Source organism: Sphingomonas sp. R86520, assembly GCF_042466285.1.
In the GTDB taxonomy this organism is placed as follows: domain Bacteria; phylum Pseudomonadota; class Alphaproteobacteria; order Sphingomonadales; family Sphingomonadaceae; genus Sphingomonas.
The window spans coordinates 56,905-77,121 of the sequence record NZ_JAXHBZ010000002.1 but is presented as its reverse complement, the minus strand read 5'-3'; the positions used below and the strand labels follow the sequence as shown (position 1 = coordinate 77,121).

The following is a 20,217-nucleotide window of genomic DNA, read 5'->3' as shown; positions in this document are numbered from 1 at the left end:
GAGGTTCGTCTCAATAATGGCCCGACGACAGGCCATTCTTCATCGATGCAGTTGTTTGAATAGCGCAGCCTGCTTCTATCTTGCCTGGCCGAGTGGTTTTAGTCCAACTCATGTGATTTCGTGGTCTTCGCAACCCCCGCTAAACCACATGCTCCTAGAATCGATCAATTAAATTATCGGTTAGTCTCTTACATATTGTTCGCGGATTCTGTACCATTGAGTGGTTAAATGGCGGCATCGCTTGTGTCCAATCACTTCGGTTACGCGAAATATAGCTAGAAATGAAATAATATAATATAGGCTAAAGGCTGCGCACCATAGACAACTTTTAGGAGGCCGCGGTTTGCTTGGAAGCTTCATCGGGGTCATCATCCACCCGCTACGAGGCGAAAATTTCTTGAGAGATCGGTGTTTTTACAAAGTGTAATATATAGAAGACTCCTTAAAATATACTGTTCCGCGTTATGAGGCACATAATCCACCTAAATTTAACGCATAAGGGTCGTCATAATGGAGTTGCCCACCGCAAGATTAAGTAATAGGAAAAAATACAGTGTAAGCATTAATCGAGAGGCAGCGATAACCTTCGTTGATCGAGATCATAACGATTGGTATTATGTCGATATACGAATCTAGACAATAATAATATGATTTTATCATGTTTTGTAATCAGTCGCCAGTCACCGGACGATGCGTTTCTCGCTTTGCCATTTTCAATCAGTTTATGTTATGGTGCATCATGTTGAAAATTCGTACTAAACGACGTGCCGACAACGGCGTTCGAGCGGCGCACCGCCTCGCACAAATCGAGACGTCGATCCGGACGCTGCAAAATGAAGACTTACTTGATTTTGCTGATATCTTTAGGTCTCAGCTTCAAACCCCCCTTGCTGAAATAGCGTACGGCGAGATGGCTAAGAGAAACATAAAAGTCTAATGTAGACACTGATTGTGTAATCTTATGTCGAAAAAATTGGTGATTCCAGCAGTAATTCTTAAGCGTCGCATAACCTCATGGAATGATACCTGAGTATCTTATTCATTATTGGTAATACGCCATTGGCTGCAAACAATATTATTCGATTTTGCGAACATAGCGCTAATGTATGCGCGTTGTCTTCAACATGAAGCTAGGCAGCTCAGCAAATAGCTGGATTCAATAATATACTAATTATGGTCGGTACCATAATTCTTATCTGCTCTGGCTGTTCGAATCAGGTTTAGGGACTGAGCTACTGGATGATAGCGTCGCGAGTCTTTCGGAATCGATCAGGAGCCGCATTTGCTCGAACGGATTAGTACCGAACAGTAAGCGTTGAAAAATACCACGTGCGGTAGAGTTCTGACGCTCAGTCAGCGGCGTTCTCCTGAGTGCGCTGTCGACTGGTCGCTTGGTACGCTCAGGCCCCTTGGACAGGTAACCTGGGCGTACTGGCCGCTTGGTACGCTCGGGCCCCTTGGACAGGTAACCTGAGCGTACCAGGCGTTGTTGCTTATGGAGCCGTTCCGCGGCCTGCTGTCTTCGCGATCCGTTCATGCGGGTGCATCCTCGCTACCAGCACTGCAGTAATGACATCGAACAGGCTGCCGTCGCGCATGGTACTGTACCGTTGTGAAGGGCGGAAAGTCCTTGGCAGTTGCGCCCATAGGCAACCATCGATGCGATATACTGGATCGCATCCCACAGGGTCCGCGCCTTGTGCTTGCGCTCGCGCCATCCTAGAGGTCCGCCTCAATAACGGCCTGACGACAGCCCATTCTTCGTCCGTTCGATCGCTTGCATAGCGCAGCCCGCTTCTGTCTCGCTCGCACCGAGCGGTTTCAGTCTAGCCCATGTGAACCTCGTGGTCTTCGCAACACCCGGTCAATCACAAGCTACTGAAATCGCACGCCTCAATCCTCGGTCGGGCTCTTAGGCGTTTTACGGGCGCGGGGTTTCCGGGGTGCCTCAAGAAATATATCGATTTTTTCGGAAGACTTCTGTGATTTTAAACCTAAGCCAACGGATTTTGCCATAACTCGACGTGTGTTCGAATAAGACGGCGCAACCATCGGATAGTCGGCACTGAGATTATATCGGCTGCGATATTCTGCCGGGGTAAGTCCATGACTCTTAAGATGACGGCGTAAAATCTTGTAAGGTTCGCCGTTGATCAACGACAATATATGATCCGGGGATGCCAAAGATCGTTGAGCCGTAACGGCTGGTTCAAATTTCTGATTGGGCTTATCTAGGGATATCGGACTAACTGCGCTCGATAAATCTGAAACAGCTGCATACATGGAAGTTAGAAACGCTGGAATATCTTCGCGATCCGTACGCGTACTCGGGTTGGCCAGCCAAGCCGCGGTCAACTCGGCGGCCAATTTGACTGTTCTGATCTCGTTGTTCATTTGTGAATCTCAGTATATCAGAGCTGCTTTTGTCAAACTATCAATTGTAGAAACGTCCTGCTAACTAAATTAGATATCTTTCAAATTAATGTAGCGTCGCCAAGCCGCAGTTCTATGACGATGGAACTGTATGAAGGCGAATTTTATTTATCAGATGGCTGTTCCTAATCGATGTTTTATCATGCCAAAGCTAGCTTTGGTGCTTCGGTCCCTTGGGCTTTTAACGATCGACGGGCAGCTTGCTCACCACTGAGAAAGGCAGCGTCGGTCCAGATGTAACCCCATTGACCAAATCGGCCGCAGTAACGGATGCCAATGTCATCGAGATATCCTTGGACGATCTCGACTGCTGCGCGTCGCTCCAAGTCAAAAATAACATTGCCGAACGGGATCCAGATGGCGCTTTGATGGATAACTTCGCTGCGATCGCGGATCAGTCCACAGGATATAAGCGAGTCTATGACTGGTTCAATCCAGTCATCAGGTGTGCCCGTAAGTGGGCGGTATTTGTCGCTGAAGTACACCTCTGCCTGGAAGGCGCCGCAATTCGGCGGACATGACTTAGGCGCTAACTTGTTGCGGTAGCTAACGCGTGCAAATGGAATGTCTTCGTCGTAAAAATAAGACCATTGTGCCTTGGTCTCTACCGGTCGGTTCACGCCAACATTTACGACAACGACCTGCGAGCACGCCAAGCGCCTTGATGCGTCAAGGACGTCATTGGGTACACCTTTTATGAGTGGAACTAGCTTAGGCAGGGGTATTGATGAGATAAGTGTGTTGAAGGCCGCGGTTGCGCCGCTCGCAAACGTAACAATCTGGACTATTGGATCGATTTCAACGACCTCGTGATTATTGTAGACTTTCGCTTTATCGTAAAACCCTTTGATAAAACCTTCGAATCCGCCTTCTGTGGGGTAACGGAATTCGTCGACATAGAACACGTCGAGTGGTTCGTGTTCCAACGCGCCACGCAAAACCTCGTCAAGGCTAGGTCGGTATAACCGTGGTCCAAGCCAATCAGTTGACATGTTCGAGGCGTCCGTCGTGTGATATTTACGCGTATAGACCATGGGGAATGTATTCGCAAAGGTTGGACCATATGTCGCGAGCAACCAGTCGGCGTAATTTGCTACTAACGGTTCTTCGACGGCATTTGCGGCCGTAAAGTCCTTAATGCAATCTACAATTAGGTCTGTTGGTAAGCCGTGAAGGTTAACCTGTGCGGGGTGCTTGATCCAGTGTCCCTGCCAGTAATTGTTACAATATACGCGGCCAATTTCAAACTTATCAGCAGATTTCGCGAACAATGCCTTGACGCGTTCACTTTTCGTGAACGAGATGTGTACGCCTTCGTCAAAAATAAAGCCGTCGCCCGAGCCAAAACTGGACGTGAGCCCGCCCGGCCGCGGCCGTTGATCGTAGATTCGCGCTGATACGCCTTGTTCGGCCAGATAGTTAGCGGCGCCAAAACCGGCCATGCCCGATCCCAGGATGACGATACCAGTGTCGATCATTCAAAAGTCCCCTTGCTATGCGGTGAATTCAGGCGCGGTAATGTTGTCAACGCTGTGGATCGCGTGATGCTATGCGCACGCGTACCAGCCCTGCCTGCAAGGCCAATGTAGCTGCGGCGTCGATCCGGTCGAAAGATGTATTGGCTCGTATAGCCATATCCAGGAGCGAATGGCGTCCGTCCGCTAGGTTCAAAAACCACAGCAGGTCCATCTGACTGGCGCCACCAGCTTCTTTTTGACCAGCTATGGCACGGTACAAGCCGCGCTCCCCCAGCTGTGGTTCGCCGCGTCCGTCAATTCGTTCGTAAAAGACATCGCGCTGTAACGTGCTGACGATTTTCGAAACGACTTCCAAGGACTCGTCCAGCGCTGTCGCAGTGACGAACGTGCAATCGTCGCGTGAGGTATGATATTCGGGAAATTGCCCGTGAACGCCTCGCATCAAGCATCCCACGGGTAGGTCAAATTCGGGCGAGCAATATTGCCGTTCGTCATATCCATAGGGTGAAAAGGGCAGCAAGGTAGAAGATACCTGCGACTGTGCGAGGACGTGCCCCGCAGTACGGTCAATTTCTGCGCCCCTCCGACTGGCCTTGTAATGGAACCTCCCCGCGTCCCCTAGGCACGTGAGGACCAGGCCATGCTTGATGCGGCCGAGTGTCGCCTCATTTTGCGCAAGCCAAGTGATCGCCCCAATCGTTGCTGGTACAAACAGAAAGCGGACTCCCATTCTACCGGGCGTAGCCAGAAGATTTCTCGCCAGGGCGGTTGCTACCGCCACTCCTGACAAATTATCGTTGGCAAGGCTTGGGTGGCAGATATGGACACTTATGAGTATTTCGTCGTCGGACAGGCCGGGTACGAGCATCTCCCCATAAGTGAGATGGCCAGGTTCGAGGTCGCTGTCGATTTCGACCAAATACGCGTCGTCTTGCATCGCCTGCCAACGCGTGTCCTGCACGCAAAAACCCCAGTCGTCAGCGTAATACCCGGTTCGATACGGTATGACGTCGGGTTGTTCAGGCAGGGTGTAAATGTGGGCCGCGAGGTCTTCGCGCGATACGATTGCCCTAATAGGGCGGCTGTAGCCTACAACGTGAAGATTGGACTCGGCAAAGTCGACCAGCGTTTCACCAGATAGTGACCGTATAGACGCGGTACGAATGTTCCACTCTTTTGGGACGTGCCAATCAAGAACAGACGTGCCGGTCGGCACTTCCTCAATGATTAATGGTATATGTTTGGCAATTTCGTGAAGCGTTTTGCGAACGCCATCGCCAGTCAGGCTTCGCGCAAGGGGGAACAACGTTTTGACCAAGCCCATCGAATCAAACGGCAAATGCTCACTATCCGGCGCAGCGGATCGACACAGCCTCGGCATGGCTACTGCTGCCGTCATTACAATGTCCCCCATATGTCTTCACACGGCAGTGCGTGGATCAATATTTAGCGTATAGCGAATGTTGGCGAGCGTCCTCGGAGGTATAAGTATATAAACTGGAGAAAATGGATTATATTACAAGGAAGTATACGGATCGATCACTGTTAAGATCTATCATGCCCGCTCTTCGTCGAAAGATGGGCTGGTATGATTCATATTTTGGCAATTAATACATCTCGTTGTTGAGATGATCATCAACGGGTAATGGTTGTACGCCATAATTGCCTTTGCCTGTTACCATCGTTTACTTTTACCGTTGGGTACGGTACATAGCGGGGGCGTTACACCGATGATTTGCTGTTTGTCGGGGGGGCTATGATAAGTGATCTGAACCGAAAACTACGTAGTAGATGGTCGGATGGGGATTGGTTGCCGATCTGTAGAACGGCGCCAGGTAAAAACCTGATTGCCTTATCATTTGATGATGGACCTTCTCCTAATACCACACCGGAAATTCTCGAGATTCTCGATCGTTTCAATGCTACTGCTGCCTTTTTCTTATGTGGAGAACGTGCAGAACGCTATCCCAAGCTGGTGCAAGACATTGCCATGAATGGCCATGCGATTTATTCTCATGGCTATCGGCACAAACGCATGGACGAATTGTCGCCTGACGATTTCATGCGCGACTTAGCGCGGACTGAAGCTATTCTGGCACGGGCTAGGCCGGCGCCAAGTCCCTATCTCGTCCGGCTTCCCTATGGGTCAGGTCATGATAGTGCCAGGGTCCATGCACAATTGAGCGCATGGCGCGACGATATACAGATAGCACACTGGAGCCATTCGTTTGACGATTGGACGTTGGCCGATAACTGCAGCACGATCACGGCTCTACAGACGCGCTGCGACAGCACCGTGATAGCCGCCTTGGAAGATCCTCGGTTCGGTGGTTCGATCCTGCTGCTTCATGAAGATGCAATAGGTGCAGAGGCACCACTTTCCGGTGCCATCGCGCCGATTGTACTGACGTCGCTGCTGCGCGGGTTTGCGCGGTACGGGATCAAAACAACAACGATCCGTCCGTCTACAGGGCGCCGCACCCTTTCGCGTTTCGTCCGTTTTACGGCTGTGCACTAGATGCTTGCTCTTGGTAGGGAGCTGGTGTCGCCTTCGACCGTTCTTAACCCTTTGCTCACCGTTGCGGTATGCACACACAACCGTCCACATTTACTTGATCAACTTTTGTCCGTTCTGCTGCCCCAATTGGCGCCGCTGCGTATTCGTCTTGTCGTCGTCGATAGCGCGAGTTATCCGCCTGCCGTACCGCGGGCAGAGTATGCTGCGCGCTATGGCGATTTGTTGACGCTTGTACGTCTCGATGCAGCCGGTATCTCGCGAGCACGGAATACAGCGTTACATGAATGCAGAACGCCTTGGATCGGCTATATCGATGATGACGAACTGCCGTCGCCAGGATGGGCGCAAAAGGCACTTCAGCTTGTAGAACGCCTTCCAACCGCCTGTGCCGCTTGCAGTGGTAATGTCGCCCCGAAATGGCCCGGCGCTACGCCACCGGCGGTGGGTCAACGGTGGCTTGCCTATCTCAGCATGCTGAACCGGCAGGGCGAGTTTGATCAGAAACGGAAAACGCGGTTCGGCATTGGGCATTCAGTCATCCGCCGCGATGCGTTGTTAGCTGCAGGCGAATTCGATACGAGTTTGGGGCGTCATGGGACATCGCTGCTTAGTGGGGAGGAGTCCCATCTTGTCGAGGTTCTTCTGCGCTGTGGCTGGCAGATCTGGCATTCCGATACGATACAGGTTGATCATATTGTTGAACCTGAACGGCTTGAGCGCAGCTGGGCCAGGGAACGAGCGTATTGGGAGGGCATTTCCATCACGCGCCGGGCGCAGTTGGGCGACTTTGCGTGGCCTTGGTGGATTGTCGCATCCGCGTATCTCAAGGTAGCTCTACTTTCTATGATCGTGTCGTACGTCAACGAACGCACTGAACTCGATCTTGTCTTAGCTTACGCACAAGGCGTGCTGCATGGCCATACGGGTATCCCAAGGATTCCCGGCATTAGACGTGGACCAGCGGCGATTTCCTCCGATGGTGTCGCTAAGCCGGCTACTATGTATCGAGGTCCGCATTCTACGCCATCATCATCGGGGTAGTATACCGAAGCCAATCGTGCTTTGTCTCTATTGCGCGTTAAGCGAAACTCGTGAGCCCAGTATTCGTATTGGCCTCAAGGACGATCGCCCGGAAATGCAATAGAGACAGTTAGCAACGCACAGTCTGCATCCGATGAGGGGCACTTGGCAGGGTATGGTCTGAGCTGAGACGTTAGCCACGGTGCAGTACCGTAAGCGTGACCGGCAGACCGCAGATCATTCGGCTTGCGTCACTGGCTTTACGGTTTGCGCAGCCCAGTTCCAGGGCATGAGCACGTCCCATCGCGCCGCTGCCAATCCGCTGCGATCTTCCCAGTGACCTCGGCGACGTAGGTATGCGGTTCGACGCCATTAGCCCTGCAGGTCTGGATCACGGTGTAGATCGCTGCGGCGCGCTTGCCGCCCGTCTTCGAACCGGCGAACAGCCAGCTTCGCCGTCCGACGGCAACGCCGCGCGACGCGCGTTCGGCGATGTTGTTATCGATCTCCAGGCGCCCGTCATCGAGGAAGCTACGCAGCGCGGGCCATCGCTTCGTGCCATAGTCGATAGTCTTGGTCATGTCGCACTTTCGCGACAGCCGGCCAGTGCCGCGTCGAGTTTCTTGCGTAGCCCATCGACCAGCGGCGTCGTCCTGTTCTGCCGCGCCGCCAGCCGCACGTCGGGCGGCCTGCCGCGAACCTCGGCTTCTATGCTGTACGAGACACCGATGCGTTCAAGAATGTCTGTCGTCAGCGGCATGGCAACTCGCTCATGCAGAGCTTGCCCCGGCGAAGGTCGGGGTCGAACACCTTGCGGCTGAAATGGGCCCAGCACACGACTTCGGTGACGCCGCTTCGATAGCGCGCGCTGTAACCAGAATAGCCGTCGGCCTGGAGGAGGCCTCGAATTCCGGCGAGATGGCCTTGCGGAAATGCGCCGGTGCGGTCGGTCGTGAAGCGATACCATGTCGCGCGCGGAGTGTTGCCAGAGGCGCGGTCGTCGACCGCATAGTCCCATAGCGGCCCGGTCGCGGTGCGTCCGCGGTCGAGTACGGGAATTGGCGTGTCGTCCGCGTGGATCTTGTCACCTTCATACGACGCTAACGCTTCAAGCAGAAGTTCACGTTGAATATTGGCAAATTAAGCGGACGCGTCGACTGGCTTGGCAGCCATGGGTGAGGCTGAACAAACTGTTCATTTCCCTTGGCTACTAATTGGGGCACCGTCCGAGGTGCTGTGATCGCGCTAGGAGGAAGCCAGCGACGACAGGTGCTGAGCTATCGTCTTGCCGCCGTGTGACCCGATGGTGGTCGCTATGAACTTTGCGTCGTTCTTGCTCATTGCCGCGATCTTTACGCGATTGAGAGCCGAGAGGAGGACGGGTAGGCCTGTGTCGCGCGCTGCCAACTCTGCGGTCCTTGCTTGTTCGTCAAGTTGGGCTAGTTCGGCTCTCAGGGCTTCGCGTCGCGCATCGATAGCGGCAAGGTTGGTCGTTTTAGACTGGTTCGAGGCACTGTATCACTCCGAAATGATTGCAAAACCGAAGCCGCAGCATGTCGGATGTTCGGTCGGTTAGATTGCGAGATTGATTGATCGGATGACCCGGTCGCTTGGCGCGCAACACCTCGACGTGCGATCGATTTGGAAGACCATATCTAGCACTCCGGCGCCGCAGTGTCCGCGAGCAATTTAATAGGAAGCCGGTACTTGTTTGAGAGGGGTAGTTAGTCGTACCTTATTGAAGCTAAGGGATGGCAGGATATGCCGAACGACACCAATGTTTAACGTTGGTCCGATCGGCGCCGCTGCACGGGGCTTCTAAGATGAATGTAGGCCTGCGCCTCAAGGATGAGCTCGTCGCGGAGGTCGACCGCATCGCCGCCGCGAATGGTCAGACGCGCAGCAGCTGGATCGCGAACACGATCGCGCGCGCGGTTCTTGCCCCGGACAATGACGATCTACCGAACGGGCCGCTTCAGGGCAGGGGCCATCCCGACGATCTGATCCGCGTGACAATCCGTCTTCATCGCAGCGAGATCGAGGCCATCGAGAAGGTCGGCGCGCCGCTTCGGCTGTCACGTAATGAGTGGATCAAACGTACGATCCGCTGGCAGCTCTGGGACAAGGCGGCCGTTCTTCGTCTTGCACCGGTTACGACAGAGGAACTCGGGAAGGCCCGCAAGATGGTCGTCAAAATGAGCGATAACGTGAACCAGGCCGTTCACGCCATGAACGCTGCGAATATGCCGGGCAGCTCGCTCGACATCGCGCGGATCGCCGGCTCGTTCATCGAGATGTGTACCGATTTCAAGGCGAAGCTGTTCGAGGCACGTCGCTCGTTTTCATCGTCGGTCGGCGCCGAAGTCGGCTACTGGACGGCGAACCATGAGGGACGTGAAGGATGAGCTTCCGGTTCTCCTCTGGCACGATGGATTCCATGGCCGGGGTGTTTGCGCCCCCCAGAAAGTACCGGCTTGGATCAGGGGGCGGGTCGCCAAAGGCGCCGAAGGCTGGTGGAACGATGCTCGGCATCGCGGTCGCATCGATGATCCCCAAACCGCATACGTCGAACGGCCGCTCTCGGCCGACCGTCCAAGCGAAGCATGCGTTTGGGGGGAGTACCGATGCCCGGATGAGTGGCCGAGCCGTGATGACGCTGGACCGAACGTCGCGGCGCGTTCCCGAGGTCGTGGTCCGCATCACGGGGCGCCAGCATGGCGGAGGTCACGTCCTCGCCAACTTCGCTTACATCAGCCGCTTGGGGCACGGACCGGAGAAGGAGCTGGGCCTCGAGACGAGTGATGGGGAGGTCCTTCGCGACGGTCGCGACATGCAGATCCTCGCGCAAGACTGGCACGAATGGGAGATGGATGGGGACGCTCGACGTAAGGGAGCGACCTCCATATCGATGATCCTGTCGATGCCGACGGGCACCGATCCGGAGAAGCTGAAGGCAGCTGCCGTCGACTTCGCCAGACAGGAGTTCGCCAACCGCTCATGGGTCGCTGGCCTTCACGTCGACCGCGATCATCCGCATGTTCACATCACGATCGCGCGCCGGGATCTCGACGGCCGTCGCTTCCATCCGGACCGCGAAGACCTCTTCCGTTGGCGCCAACGCTTCGCCGAGAAGTTGCGCGACAGGGGCATCGAGGCGAACGCCACACCGACACGGGCGCGGGGGCTCGACCCGATGCATGAGCACATAGCTATCCAAAAGATGCGCGACAAAGGTCTTGTCCCACGCATCGATGTAAGCCGCGCGGATCGCGCGCAGCGCCTACGCGACCAGGGTGTCGCCGACCCCGTTATGACTGTCCTGGCAACCCGCCACGCCATGGTTCGGGCGACGTATGTTCGGTCGATCACCGAGCTCTCTGCGTCACCCTCCTTTGCTGACCAGGTGGTTGCCCAGAGCCTTGAGAAGTTCGTCGTTTCGATGCCCGAGCCCGAAGCAAATTCGGCAAGGGCAATCCGGGAGGCGCGCGAAACGCGTCCTGTTCGGAATGACCTCACGCCGATCGAGCACCTCAGCACCTTGGACCGGCTAAGGGCGCTGCGAGACAAGGCGACGCAACCTGATGCGACGCCGGCAACCGCGCTAACGCCTGCGAAATCGAGGGAGCCCGATCGCCAGCTCGAGGTTGCCGATCGACTTCAGGCGCTGATCGAGAGAGCCAACAAGCTCAGCGAACTCACCGCGAGCGATGAGCCGCCCGACGCGACCAACGAACGCCTCCGGGCGCTTATCGAGAAGACGAGCCAACCTGTTGCGCCAATCGAGACAGAGCGCGCGGATGAGATCGTCCGGCAGGTTCAGGAGCGCGATCGGGCTGAGCAGGAACGCGATCGGGCGCGCGATAGGGATGGACCGGGCCGTTGAGCGCCGAGGGAAGCACAGTGGCTCTTGCCGCATTGCTCGACGGAATTTCCCTTCTTCAGGGGCAACTCGCGGCACTGAGCGAAAGCAACGCGCGCATCGAGGGATCGCACCGCGCGATCATCGATCGGCTCGATACGATCGACGCCGGCCAAGCCGCGGTGACGGGTATCTTGCCGGTCCTTGAGGCGATTCTCGGTCGAGTGATCGACAATCAGGGACGCACCGATGCCGGCTATGAGAGCGTCGTGAAGGTCCTGGGCGCGCTGTCCGACAATCAGCAGAAAGCCCGAGAAGAGATCGCGACCGTGGTGCCCGTGCTCGAGGCGATCATGGATGACGCGAAAGCTGGCCGCTCAGCCGTTGCGGAAGGTTTCAATCAGCTCGTGCTGATGGTCGATGCCATCGGGACAAACGTCAGCACCGACAGCGGCGCAATCGCAGATGCGCTTCGGCTGCTCGCAACCAGCGTCGAAAAGGTATTCGAGTTGGTGGTCGCCAATGGTGAAGCCGGACGCGGTGAAATGCCCCAGCTCGCGCCGGCAGTCGCACAGATCCTTGCCAACCAGGACGAGGATCGCGAGCTGAACTCGGGCCGGGTTCAAGAAGGTCAGCACCATAGCCGCCTTCAGCTATGCCGCTGCGAGCGGGCGTGGCGGCCCGCTGCCTGTCGATGTCGAGGACGACCCGCTGCTGGAGCGCTTCATCATCGCACAGCCTGCGCACCTTGCTTCTGAAGAACGCGCCCTGACGGACTGGCAAGCGACAGTGGCGTCCGAGAGTACGGCCAAACTGACGGCGATCTTGAAGGAGCAGTATACGCCCTCGCCGACAGACACGCCCGAGACGCGCGTGCTGCGCTATCGTATGGCGGCGATTACGCGCGCAGCGATCGAGGGCAGGGGAGCCGCGGCGCCAAAGCCGCCCACCACGACTAGATCGGTCGACCAATCGGCCGCAGCGTGTATGATCCGTTCGCAACAACTCGCCAAGATATGGCGGGCCGGCGAGAGCACTGCGCTCTACGCCGAACCTGAGTTGGCCGGTGCGTTCGATCTTTTCGTTCTTGCGTCACGCCAGGCCGGGACGAGACCCGAAAGTCAGTCGACCCCTGAACTGGCGGCGCTGCAGGGAGAGCTGGCAGCCATGATCGAGACCGGTAGTCGACCAACGCTTGCGGATGCCCGCTTCCCGCGTACCGCCAATAATACGATCGCCCCCGAAGCTGAAAGGGAGCGCTGAATCGGTTACCGGTGTCACCTACAAATCGTTCTTCGCGGGCGGCAATTTGCATCTGCGACGATTGTCACCTTGGCAACCTCGGCCCGATCAACGAGGGCATGCGGCCGTATCGAAGTGCAGATCCGCGACCTCGACTAAGCGATGATTGGTGACCCGGCGCACGAACTGATCCGGCTCGGCCTGTCGTTTGCGATTGCAGCACGCAAATCGGATCTACCCGGTGTTCGACCACCCAAATGACGGAAGTGATGGTCGATGCTTATGGCAAACCATGACTTATTCGACAAACGGAGACGCCGGCCTAGAACCAGATACGGTATGCAGCGTTAGTGTCGCGCGTTGAACGTAGATGGACGCCTCTTACCAGAAGGGCGAAATTTCGGCTGGTTGTCGGATCATGGTATGTCTCCGCCGAGCGATTTGTGGGCGAGCACCGTGCCCAGGCCTTCGAAAAGGGCGTCCATCATAACCGGTTTGGCAAGTACACTATCAGCGCCGGCTGTCCGGCAGCGCTTGACCTCGCTTTCACGTCCCTCAGCGGTCAGTACAATGATTGGAATGGCCCTTTTGTCGTCCAATCTGCCACGGACCCGTTCTATGAATCCAACGCCGTCCATGTCAGGCATACGTAGGTCGACTAGAACCATATCATATGTTCCAGCATCCAGTGCGTCGAGACCCGCTGCGCCGCTTGTGAAGGCATCGGCTGAACCGCCAGCGACCTGCAGCATGTCGGTCAAAACCTGCAGATTTAAAGGATCATCATCGATGCACAGGAAGCGCATGATCTGGTTAAACCGTCGGGGAGAGGCGGTTTCGACCTCCCCTCTTCGCCTCGTACAATGCTGCATCGGCCGCCCCCAAGAGATTTCCCCCGTCATCTCCATGTACCGCGGCTATCCCGCCGCTAATGGTGACATGAATAGCGTGCCCCTCATGCCCGATTGTTAGAGCGGCGATCGTAGCCCGCAACCTTTCGCAAACCTCAAAGGCTTGACCCAAGGTCGCCGCGCGCAAGAGAATGGCGAACTCCTCGCCCCCGATCCGTGCTACGACGTCTCCACCACGAACCATTTTAAGGGCAACTCGCGCGAACTCACGTAACACTTGGTCTCCGGCAACGTGCCCAAATACGTCATTTACCTGCTTGAAGTGATCAAAATCGATTACCGCAAGGCAACACGGAAGCGCGCCACCTTTCGCCTGTTCCATCATGGCGTCGAGCTCAATCTGGAACGCGCGGCGGTTTGGCAGCTGGGTAAGCGGATCGGTTAAAGCCGCCTGCGAGAGACGTTCTTCGGTCGCCTTCCGCGCGGACACGTCACGAGTAACGCTCACTACACCTTCAACGATGCCCGTGTCGTCCTGAACGGATCGACTATGCGTTTCAAACCACCGCTCCTCGCCTGTGTTGATCGCAACTCGGTGCTCGATGCTGATCATCTTTCCGCCTGCGCGAAGAGCCATAAGGTGCGAACGCCTGACAGATGCACGATCTTGGGCCAGTACAAGGTCTGCAGCGTTGCGACCGACGAGTGTTGACGGTGCGTAGCCTCCCAATTGCTGCACAGACGGAGAAACGAAGCGGATCGTTCCATCGACGTCAGTGTTCAAGATAACGTCGGTAGAGTTTTCGGCGAGCATCCGATACCGCGCCTCGCTGTCACGTAATTGCTGGAATAGGTGCCTCCTCCTAGCTAGGTCAACAGCGATCGGCATCACGGTCAGGACGGTTGCAGCAAGGTAAAATTGTAGAAACTGCATACGGTCACCCACACTGCCGACTAACAGGCTGATTGGACCTGATCCGCTCAGTGTGAAGCCACCGCCGACCATTGTAAGAATGACCACACAAAGGGCTGCGCCTAATCGACCAGCACGGAACGTGGTGAGAATGATCGGTAGCAGGGGAAGGAATAACAAGGGCAGCTTTTGCTGAATGAAAACCGTAAGGCAGGTGACGATTACAAAGGTCAGAAGCAGTCCGATTTCTGCAAGACGAGCTCGAGTGGCGCCCCGTGCCCAACTGCGAACATCGCCGTGCATAAGCAGTGTAAAAATTGGCGTGAACGTGATCGCACCCAACGCATGCCCGGTAAACCAGCGTGTGAGGTTGACCTGATAACTCCCGCCCGCAATAGCCGTCGCCATAGCGGCCGCACCTATGCCACTGGTCAGGGGCGCAACGACCCCGCAGATGAGGACGAAGCGCAAGAGCCAGTGCTGTGATACCAATGGGTGTTCCGGAATAGATAGTCGCTTCAGCAGGACGGCTGCGACGACGGCTTCCAAGATGTTCATGGCTGCGATGGGAAACGCGGCCCACGTACCAAGCCCGACGCACGCCGTCGTGACAGCGCTGGACACGGTGCAGCCGAGCAGATGACGATACCATTTTTCTCCAGGTAGCGTCCTCAATCGCGCGATTAGGAACGCGCTGGCAATCCAAAGAAAGGCGACTCCGCCGTCGAAGCGGGTGAAGGATACCGTCGCGATCGACAATGTCAGGTATACTATGGAAGTAATGATAGCGCTCGATCGGTGGCGACGGATCGACATGCCAAGACTTTACTCTAGAAAGATGAATAACATATGTATGCTGCTTTGGAGTAATCATTTCAAGCTCTTAGCGCTAGAAGCCGCGCAATGCCCAAACGCTCGGCAATTTCTTGAAATGCACAAGGTAGCGCTAAGCCACAGGCCGTACCAATGAGCATGTGCTCTCCGGCCGTCAGTGGAATGTCTCCTATAACGAGAGCAATTCGTACGCCGGACGCGGCGAGGATGTGGAGAACGAAAATGGCCATGGCTCTTTGTCCGAGCCACGCCAGAAGGCTCAACGCCATGCCGCTCAACGATTGCACCGCGGCCATAACGCAAACGGATCCCGCAAAGGCACAGGGCAGTGCGCCCACTGTGAGATACGCGAAGCGTTGCGTGTGGGGCACGAGCTGCCATCCCAAGGCCCACGCGGCTGTGGCTACGGCCGCTACCACTGTCGGTCGCGCTGGATGCCACGCTATTATCCGCTCAGAAAGTACGATTCCAATGGCGAAGAAGATCATGTGGTGAAGCCCGAGATCGAGCGGTGAGCCTGAATATACAAAATCCGCCGCGACAACTGCGAAAGCTCCGATAGTTATAATAATCACATAATTATGTCGAAAGAACGCCGCAATGATCGTGTAAACGAAGAGCGCGTACAGGAACCAGAATTGTCCTATCGGTCGCCAGAGGATTAAGATTAGGTCCCGCCAGTGATGTGTACCGGTCGCCGTGTGGGCCATGATGGCAACAGCGGTTCCCTGAATTAGCGACCATAGTATATAGGGATATATGATAGTGACAATCTTACGGCGAATTACTGTGAGCCACGACTTGTTAATTGAACGCCCACTGTTCGCCCCGGCGAGTAGAAAAAAGAACGGCATGTGGAATGTGTAGAGGGCTAGGTCGAAACGCTGAAAATCATCACCTATAGCGAGACCAGAGCCGCTTAGACCGCGCTCAACATGGCCGATAACAACAAGAACGGCGCCTGCGCCTCGCGCGGCGTCGAGCCATGTGGTGCGCCGTTCCGCTGCGTGAGGCAAAGTGACCCCAGGTCTCGGTATGCGGAGGATCGGACGCGCTAGAGGGATACGTATCTCCATTGCTAACAGGCTGGGGCGGACGTCCGATGATCACAGTGTATCCGCAGAAAAGCGATGCAACTAAGTATACGCAGGCTATTATTTGCACGAACGCGGCATATCATAGTCCGACGTTCTACCTTTAACGTAATGACGTTAACTTAAGAAAAGTGGCGCCGTTGCAAACTTATAATCTATGATAAAAAATAAAATAATATTGCAAGACTAAATTAAACATATAATAATATGAAAATATTGTAAAATATGTATTTTAGATACTATAATTTATCTAAATCAAATTTATTTGCCACTAGATCTGCGATCGCTAAGGAGGCTGTGAGTCCGGGAGACTCTATCCCGTAAAGTGCGACCAAGTTATTTAAACCGTGGTGATCACGGCCATGAATAGCGAAGTCAGCAGTGTTATCTCCCGGTCCGCTTAACTTAGGGCGAATACCGCAATAGTCCGGAGACAGTCGAGCAGGATCAAGTCCGGGCCAGATCCGACGCGCAGCAGCTTCAAACGCGTCGCCTCGGTTCGCGCCGAACGCATAATCAACACCGTCAATCCACTCGACATCAGGCCCGAAGCGGGCACGTCCCGCCAAATCAAGCGTCAGGTGTGTTCCCAAACCGCCTGGAACTGGTACAGGATAGATAAGGTGAGTAAAGGGGTGTCGCCCATGATATGCAAAGTAATGCCCCCGCGCGTAATGTTGCAACGGGATTGTATTTTTCAACAGCCCTTCAGTTTCAGCCGCGAGAGCCTGTGACCCGTGCCCGGCTGTTATAACGACACGCTCTGCAAAAATAACAGGATCGCTTTCCCCAGTGATATGAACACTCCAGTGTTCGTCATCATGCTGGGACAAACTTGTAACTTTCGTATTCAGGGCCAGAAGCGCGCCATATGCCTCGGCATCAGAAAGCAAAGCCATCATATAACTATGGCTGTCTATGATGCCGGTTGATGGGGAGAGCAGCGCCGCAACGCATTGGAGAGCTGGCTCAAGCCGGCGACTATCGTCGCCGGATAGCAACATTAAATCATCAACACCGGCGTCAATGGCATTCTCTTGGATCCGATCTAGTATGGGTAGGTCTTGCGCTGTGGCCGCGACGATCAATTTGCCGATGCGGCGATGCGGGACGTGACGCGCAGCACAATATTCATACAGTGCCGGGCGCCCCGCGGTGCAAAGCTGCGCTTTAAGCGGCGTATCCTGGTAATAAATCCCCGCATGAATGACCTCGCTGTTGCGCGCACTGGTTGCCGTGCCGATTGCCGCCTCTTGTTCGATAATGACCACACTTAAACCAGAGGCAGACAGACGACGTGCGATCGCAAGGCCGACTACACCCGCGCCGACGACGACGACATCGACGGCGTTCTGCGCTTTCATAGCGAAGGCGGCACGAGCGGTTCGATGCGAGGCCAAGTCGCGTCGCGGTCCGATAAGGTGGTGACCGAAAGGGGCCACGCGATATCAAGTATCGGATCATCGAAAGCCAAGCCGCCCTGCGCGGAGGGGACATAGCGGTGAGAGAGCGAATATGTCACTTCGACGTCATCGGTCAGTGTCTGGAACCCGTGTGCAAAGCCTGGAGGGACGTAGATTTGCGTCGGTGTCGTACCGTCCAACCAAAAACACAGATGGGACAAATAGGTCGACGACTCCAGTCTAAGATCAATGATCACGTCGAAGATGGCACCTCGTACGCACCTAACTAGTTTGCCTTCGCGGTGTGGCTCGCGTTGAAAGTGCATACCACGGACGGTACCCTGCTTGCGCGTCAACGAGATATTCTGCTGAACAAAAACCTCGTTTATCCCATGCGCGCGGAACTCATCTTGGCACATTGTCCGCGCAAACGAACCGCGTTCGTCCGTGTGAACGCTCAGCTCGATTATAAACGCACCGGGCAGCGTTGTTGGCACAAAGATCATTTGAGCACTCCCCGATGGCGGCAGGGGGACTGGGGCAGCATCTGCTTGCTCCAAGGCGCAGGAAGCGTCCAAGAGGCGAGTGATAAACGTTCGCCCATGCGATCAAGCTGACCGTCGCCATTGAGCGATCTTATCGTTAGGCGCCTCGCTCCAAATCTTCCACGGCGGTACACCGCCGGCCCAATGCTGTTCGAGGACATGTTTGTCGCGGAGCGTATCCATGCTCTGCCAGAAGCCAGTGTGAATATGGCATCCCAACTTGTCGCGTTCGATCAGCCGGTTCATCGGCTCTGCTTCAAACACAGTATTATCGCCATCGATTTGGGTTAGCACCATGGGGTCGCAGACAAAGAAACCGCCATTAATTAGGCCGCCTTCGCTCGCTCCTTTCTCGCTAAAGCCCTGAACTGTCTCAAGATCGTCGCCAATACGCAGCGCGCCGTATCGGCCTGGTTGCGACACTGCTGTTAGTGTGCACCATTTATCGGATCGGTCATGGGAAGCAATGACGTCACCAATATTAACATCGCTCACCCCGTCGCCATATGTCAGGCAGAACGGTGCCTCCGCCAACAAATGGCGCGCGCGAAGCATGCGGCCTCCGGTCATCGTATCGATTCCAGTGTCCAGAATGGTTATCCGCCAATCGTCTGTACAGGCATCAAGCCATTCGACATTTCCCGTCGTCAGATCGACCGAGACGTCACACGATCTGGCGCGGTAGTTCAGAAAATATGACCTGATGAAATCTACCTTGTACCCACCTAACACCACGAATTCACGGATGCCGTAATGGGCGTACATTTTCATGATGTGCCACATGATTGGACGGCCGCCGATTTCAACCATTGGCTTTGGCATGATCGATGTTTCTTCACTCAGGCGCGTACCGAAGCCGCCTGCTAGAAATACTGCCTTCATGCCGCCAGATCCTTTGCAAAAACGGAAGGGGCACTATCGCGAGCTGACCACGTCAATCTCTCGGATAGATGACCTTGGGCCATGAGACCTTTGAGAGATTCGAGACGGATGAAATGCCGCGACTGCCGGTAATTTCGGTCAGTAAACGCCAGTGCTTTCAATCCTGTAATCAGCGCGGTTATCGAGTTTTCAAGCCGCATGCGAGGCACAAAGTCGGGCGCGAGTGAAGCAAAGAGGCCGAAATCGACCTTGTATGATCGTGAATCGGCGGGCGCATCCCTGTTGATCGAAACCTCGCAGCCCGGCACCGCACGGCTCACTGCCTCTGCAAGGTCGCGGACCTGATAATTACCCGACGTATGTCCGGCGTTAACAACTAGGTTGCGTCCGCCATTGCTGGCGCTGCGAGTTGCTGCCCATTCGATGGCAAGCGCCATGTCCGCAACATCGATCAGTGGCCTCCACGGTGTTCCATCCGATAGAATGGAAATTTCACCGAGTGTTAAAGCGCCTGCGACAAAATCATTAAGTGCCAAGTCGAGTCGCAATCGATCTGCCATTCCGCAAGCAGTAGCGAATCGCAGACTTGTGATTGTCATCGCACCTTTTATCTCTGCCAACGCGTTTTCTGTGCCAATCTTGGACGCAGCGTAAGCCGTCAGAGGATTTACGGGGTCCTGTTCGTTACGCGGCTGACCGCTGGCAAATCCGTAGACACTACAACTCGACGCAAAGACAAGGTTACGTACTCCAACATCGTTAGCGATATTGGCGATCGTAATCGCCGCGTCCTGATTGATTTGACCTGTGACATGAGCAAATCTAGCACCCATTGGATCGTTGGAAATTGCAGCCAACATTATAACGACATCATAGCCCTCGACGTCTTCATGTTTGATCGTTCGTACATCTGCATACGTCTGATGATCAAGAAGTCTCTCGGGGAACCTTTCCGGAATGGTTAGGCAATGTGAAAAATACCCCGTGTCGTATCCGTCAATTACCGCTCTGGGATAAGAATTTCGTAGCTGTCTAACAACGGACGGACCAACGTATCCCATGTTGCCGGTGATGAGTATTCTCATTTAGCAAGCCCCCCATAGCAAAGATATACTGTGATACCACATCCCTTCGCATGGAGAGGC

18 protein-coding genes and 1 pseudogene are annotated in these 20,217 nt (G+C 55.1%); 6 read left to right on the top strand and 13 right to left on the bottom strand.

The annotated features are described in order from the left end of the window. Nucleotides 1–1,893: 1,893 nt before the first annotated feature. The 3 genes from SJY41_RS20680 to SJY41_RS20670 all read right to left on the bottom strand — a co-directional run bounded on the left by SJY41_RS20680 (nucleotide 1,894) and on the right by SJY41_RS20670 (nucleotide 5,310). Nucleotides 1,894–2,394, bottom strand: a complete 501-nt coding sequence (locus SJY41_RS20680) for a MucR family transcriptional regulator (protein WP_380784271.1) — start codon at nucleotides 2,392–2,394, stop codon at nucleotides 1,894–1,896. A 179-nt stretch (nucleotides 2,395–2,573) separates the two neighbouring features. Next, nucleotides 2,574–3,911 carry a protoporphyrinogen/coproporphyrinogen oxidase gene (locus SJY41_RS20675; protein WP_380784270.1) on the bottom strand — a complete coding sequence of 446 codons (1,338 nt, stop codon included), beginning with the start codon at nucleotides 3,909–3,911 and terminating at the stop codon, nucleotides 2,574–2,576. Nucleotides 3,912–3,957: 46 nt separating this feature from the next. Beyond that, nucleotides 3,958–5,310 carry a DUF4910 domain-containing protein gene (locus tag SJY41_RS20670; RefSeq protein ID WP_380784269.1) on the bottom strand — a complete coding sequence of 451 codons (1,353 nt, stop codon included), beginning with the start codon at nucleotides 5,308–5,310 and terminating at the stop codon, nucleotides 3,958–3,960. A gap of 357 nt (nucleotides 5,311–5,667) precedes the next feature. On the opposite strand from SJY41_RS20670, the gene SJY41_RS20665 reads away from it, so the two are divergent. Beyond that, nucleotides 5,668–6,429 carry a polysaccharide deacetylase family protein gene (locus SJY41_RS20665; RefSeq protein ID WP_380784268.1) on the top strand — a complete coding sequence of 254 codons (762 nt, stop codon included), beginning with the start codon at nucleotides 5,668–5,670 and terminating at the stop codon, nucleotides 6,427–6,429. 24 nt (nucleotides 6,430–6,453) lie between these two features. After that, nucleotides 6,454–7,470, top strand: coding sequence for a glycosyltransferase (locus SJY41_RS20660; protein ID WP_380784267.1), 1,017 nt, complete (start codon nucleotides 6,454–6,456; stop codon nucleotides 7,468–7,470). Between the two features lie 239 nt (nucleotides 7,471–7,709). Here SJY41_RS20660 and SJY41_RS20655 read toward each other — a convergent pair. The 3 genes and pseudogenes from SJY41_RS20655 to SJY41_RS20645 all read right to left on the bottom strand — a co-directional run. Beyond that, nucleotides 7,710–8,054: pseudogene (locus SJY41_RS20655) on the bottom strand (transposase); the annotation flags it as partial. Beyond that, on the bottom strand, nucleotides 8,027–8,209 hold the full coding sequence (locus SJY41_RS20650; RefSeq protein ID WP_380784266.1) for a hypothetical protein: 183 nt from the start codon (nucleotides 8,207–8,209) through the stop codon (nucleotides 8,027–8,029). The gene SJY41_RS20650 and the pseudogene SJY41_RS20655, both read right to left, overlap by 28 nt. Beyond that, complete coding sequence (locus SJY41_RS20645; RefSeq protein WP_380784434.1) at nucleotides 8,200–8,529, bottom strand: transposase; 330 nt, start codon at nucleotides 8,527–8,529, stop codon at nucleotides 8,200–8,202. Before SJY41_RS20645 ends, SJY41_RS20650 begins: the two co-directional genes overlap by 10 nt. 671 nt (nucleotides 8,530–9,200) lie before the next feature. On the opposite strand from SJY41_RS20645, the gene SJY41_RS20640 reads away from it, so the two are divergent. From SJY41_RS20640 to SJY41_RS20625, 4 genes are all read left to right on the top strand, one after another. Then, entirely contained in the window at nucleotides 9,201–9,854 is a 654-nt protein-coding gene (locus SJY41_RS20640; RefSeq protein ID WP_380784265.1) for a hypothetical protein, read from the top strand. Between the two features lie 116 nt (nucleotides 9,855–9,970). Next, nucleotides 9,971–11,332 (top strand): relaxase/mobilization nuclease domain-containing protein, encoded by a 1,362-nt coding sequence (locus SJY41_RS20635; RefSeq protein ID WP_380784264.1) that lies wholly within the window; start codon nucleotides 9,971–9,973, stop codon nucleotides 11,330–11,332. A gap of 17 nt (nucleotides 11,333–11,349) precedes the next feature. Further along, nucleotides 11,350–12,066 (top strand): hypothetical protein, encoded by a 717-nt coding sequence (locus SJY41_RS20630; RefSeq protein WP_380784263.1) that lies wholly within the window; start codon nucleotides 11,350–11,352, stop codon nucleotides 12,064–12,066. Between the two features lie 31 nt (nucleotides 12,067–12,097). Beyond that, nucleotides 12,098–12,571: a hypothetical protein gene (locus SJY41_RS20625; RefSeq protein WP_380784262.1), complete on the top strand. Its 474-nt coding sequence runs from the start codon at nucleotides 12,098–12,100 to the stop codon at nucleotides 12,569–12,571. Nucleotides 12,572–12,966: 395 nt separating this feature from the next. Here SJY41_RS20625 and SJY41_RS20620 read toward each other — a convergent pair whose 3' ends face one another. The 7 genes from SJY41_RS20620 to SJY41_RS20590 form a co-directional block, all read right to left on the bottom strand. Further along, on the bottom strand, nucleotides 12,967–13,356 hold the full coding sequence (locus SJY41_RS20620) for a response regulator (RefSeq protein ID WP_380784261.1): 390 nt from the start codon (nucleotides 13,354–13,356) through the stop codon (nucleotides 12,967–12,969). Nucleotides 13,357–13,363: 7 nt separating this feature from the next. After that, entirely contained in the window at nucleotides 13,364–15,130 is a 1,767-nt protein-coding gene (locus SJY41_RS20615; RefSeq protein ID WP_380784260.1) for a diguanylate cyclase, read from the bottom strand. Nucleotides 15,131–15,189: 59 nt separating this feature from the next. Next, a complete protein-coding gene (locus SJY41_RS20610) occupies nucleotides 15,190–16,224 on the bottom strand; it encodes an acyltransferase family protein (protein ID WP_380784259.1) in 1,035 nt (344 codons plus the stop codon). A 257-nt stretch (nucleotides 16,225–16,481) separates the two neighbouring features. Further along, nucleotides 16,482–17,606 carry an NAD(P)/FAD-dependent oxidoreductase gene (locus SJY41_RS20605; protein WP_380784258.1) on the bottom strand — a complete coding sequence of 375 codons (1,125 nt, stop codon included), beginning with the start codon at nucleotides 17,604–17,606 and terminating at the stop codon, nucleotides 16,482–16,484. Continuing rightward, nucleotides 17,603–18,151 (bottom strand): dTDP-4-dehydrorhamnose 3,5-epimerase, encoded by a 549-nt coding sequence (rfbC, locus tag SJY41_RS20600; protein WP_380784257.1) that lies wholly within the window; start codon nucleotides 18,149–18,151, stop codon nucleotides 17,603–17,605. The genes SJY41_RS20605 and rfbC overlap by 4 nt, the downstream gene beginning before the upstream one ends. A 102-nt stretch (nucleotides 18,152–18,253) precedes the next feature. After that, complete coding sequence (gene rfbF, locus SJY41_RS20595) at nucleotides 18,254–19,072, bottom strand: glucose-1-phosphate cytidylyltransferase (RefSeq protein ID WP_380784256.1); 819 nt, start codon at nucleotides 19,070–19,072, stop codon at nucleotides 18,254–18,256. Beyond that, nucleotides 19,069–20,157, bottom strand: coding sequence for an NAD-dependent epimerase/dehydratase family protein (locus tag SJY41_RS20590; protein ID WP_380784255.1), 1,089 nt, complete (start codon nucleotides 20,155–20,157; stop codon nucleotides 19,069–19,071). The genes rfbF and SJY41_RS20590 overlap by 4 nt, the downstream gene beginning before the upstream one ends. Nucleotides 20,158–20,217 lie beyond the last annotated feature (60 nt).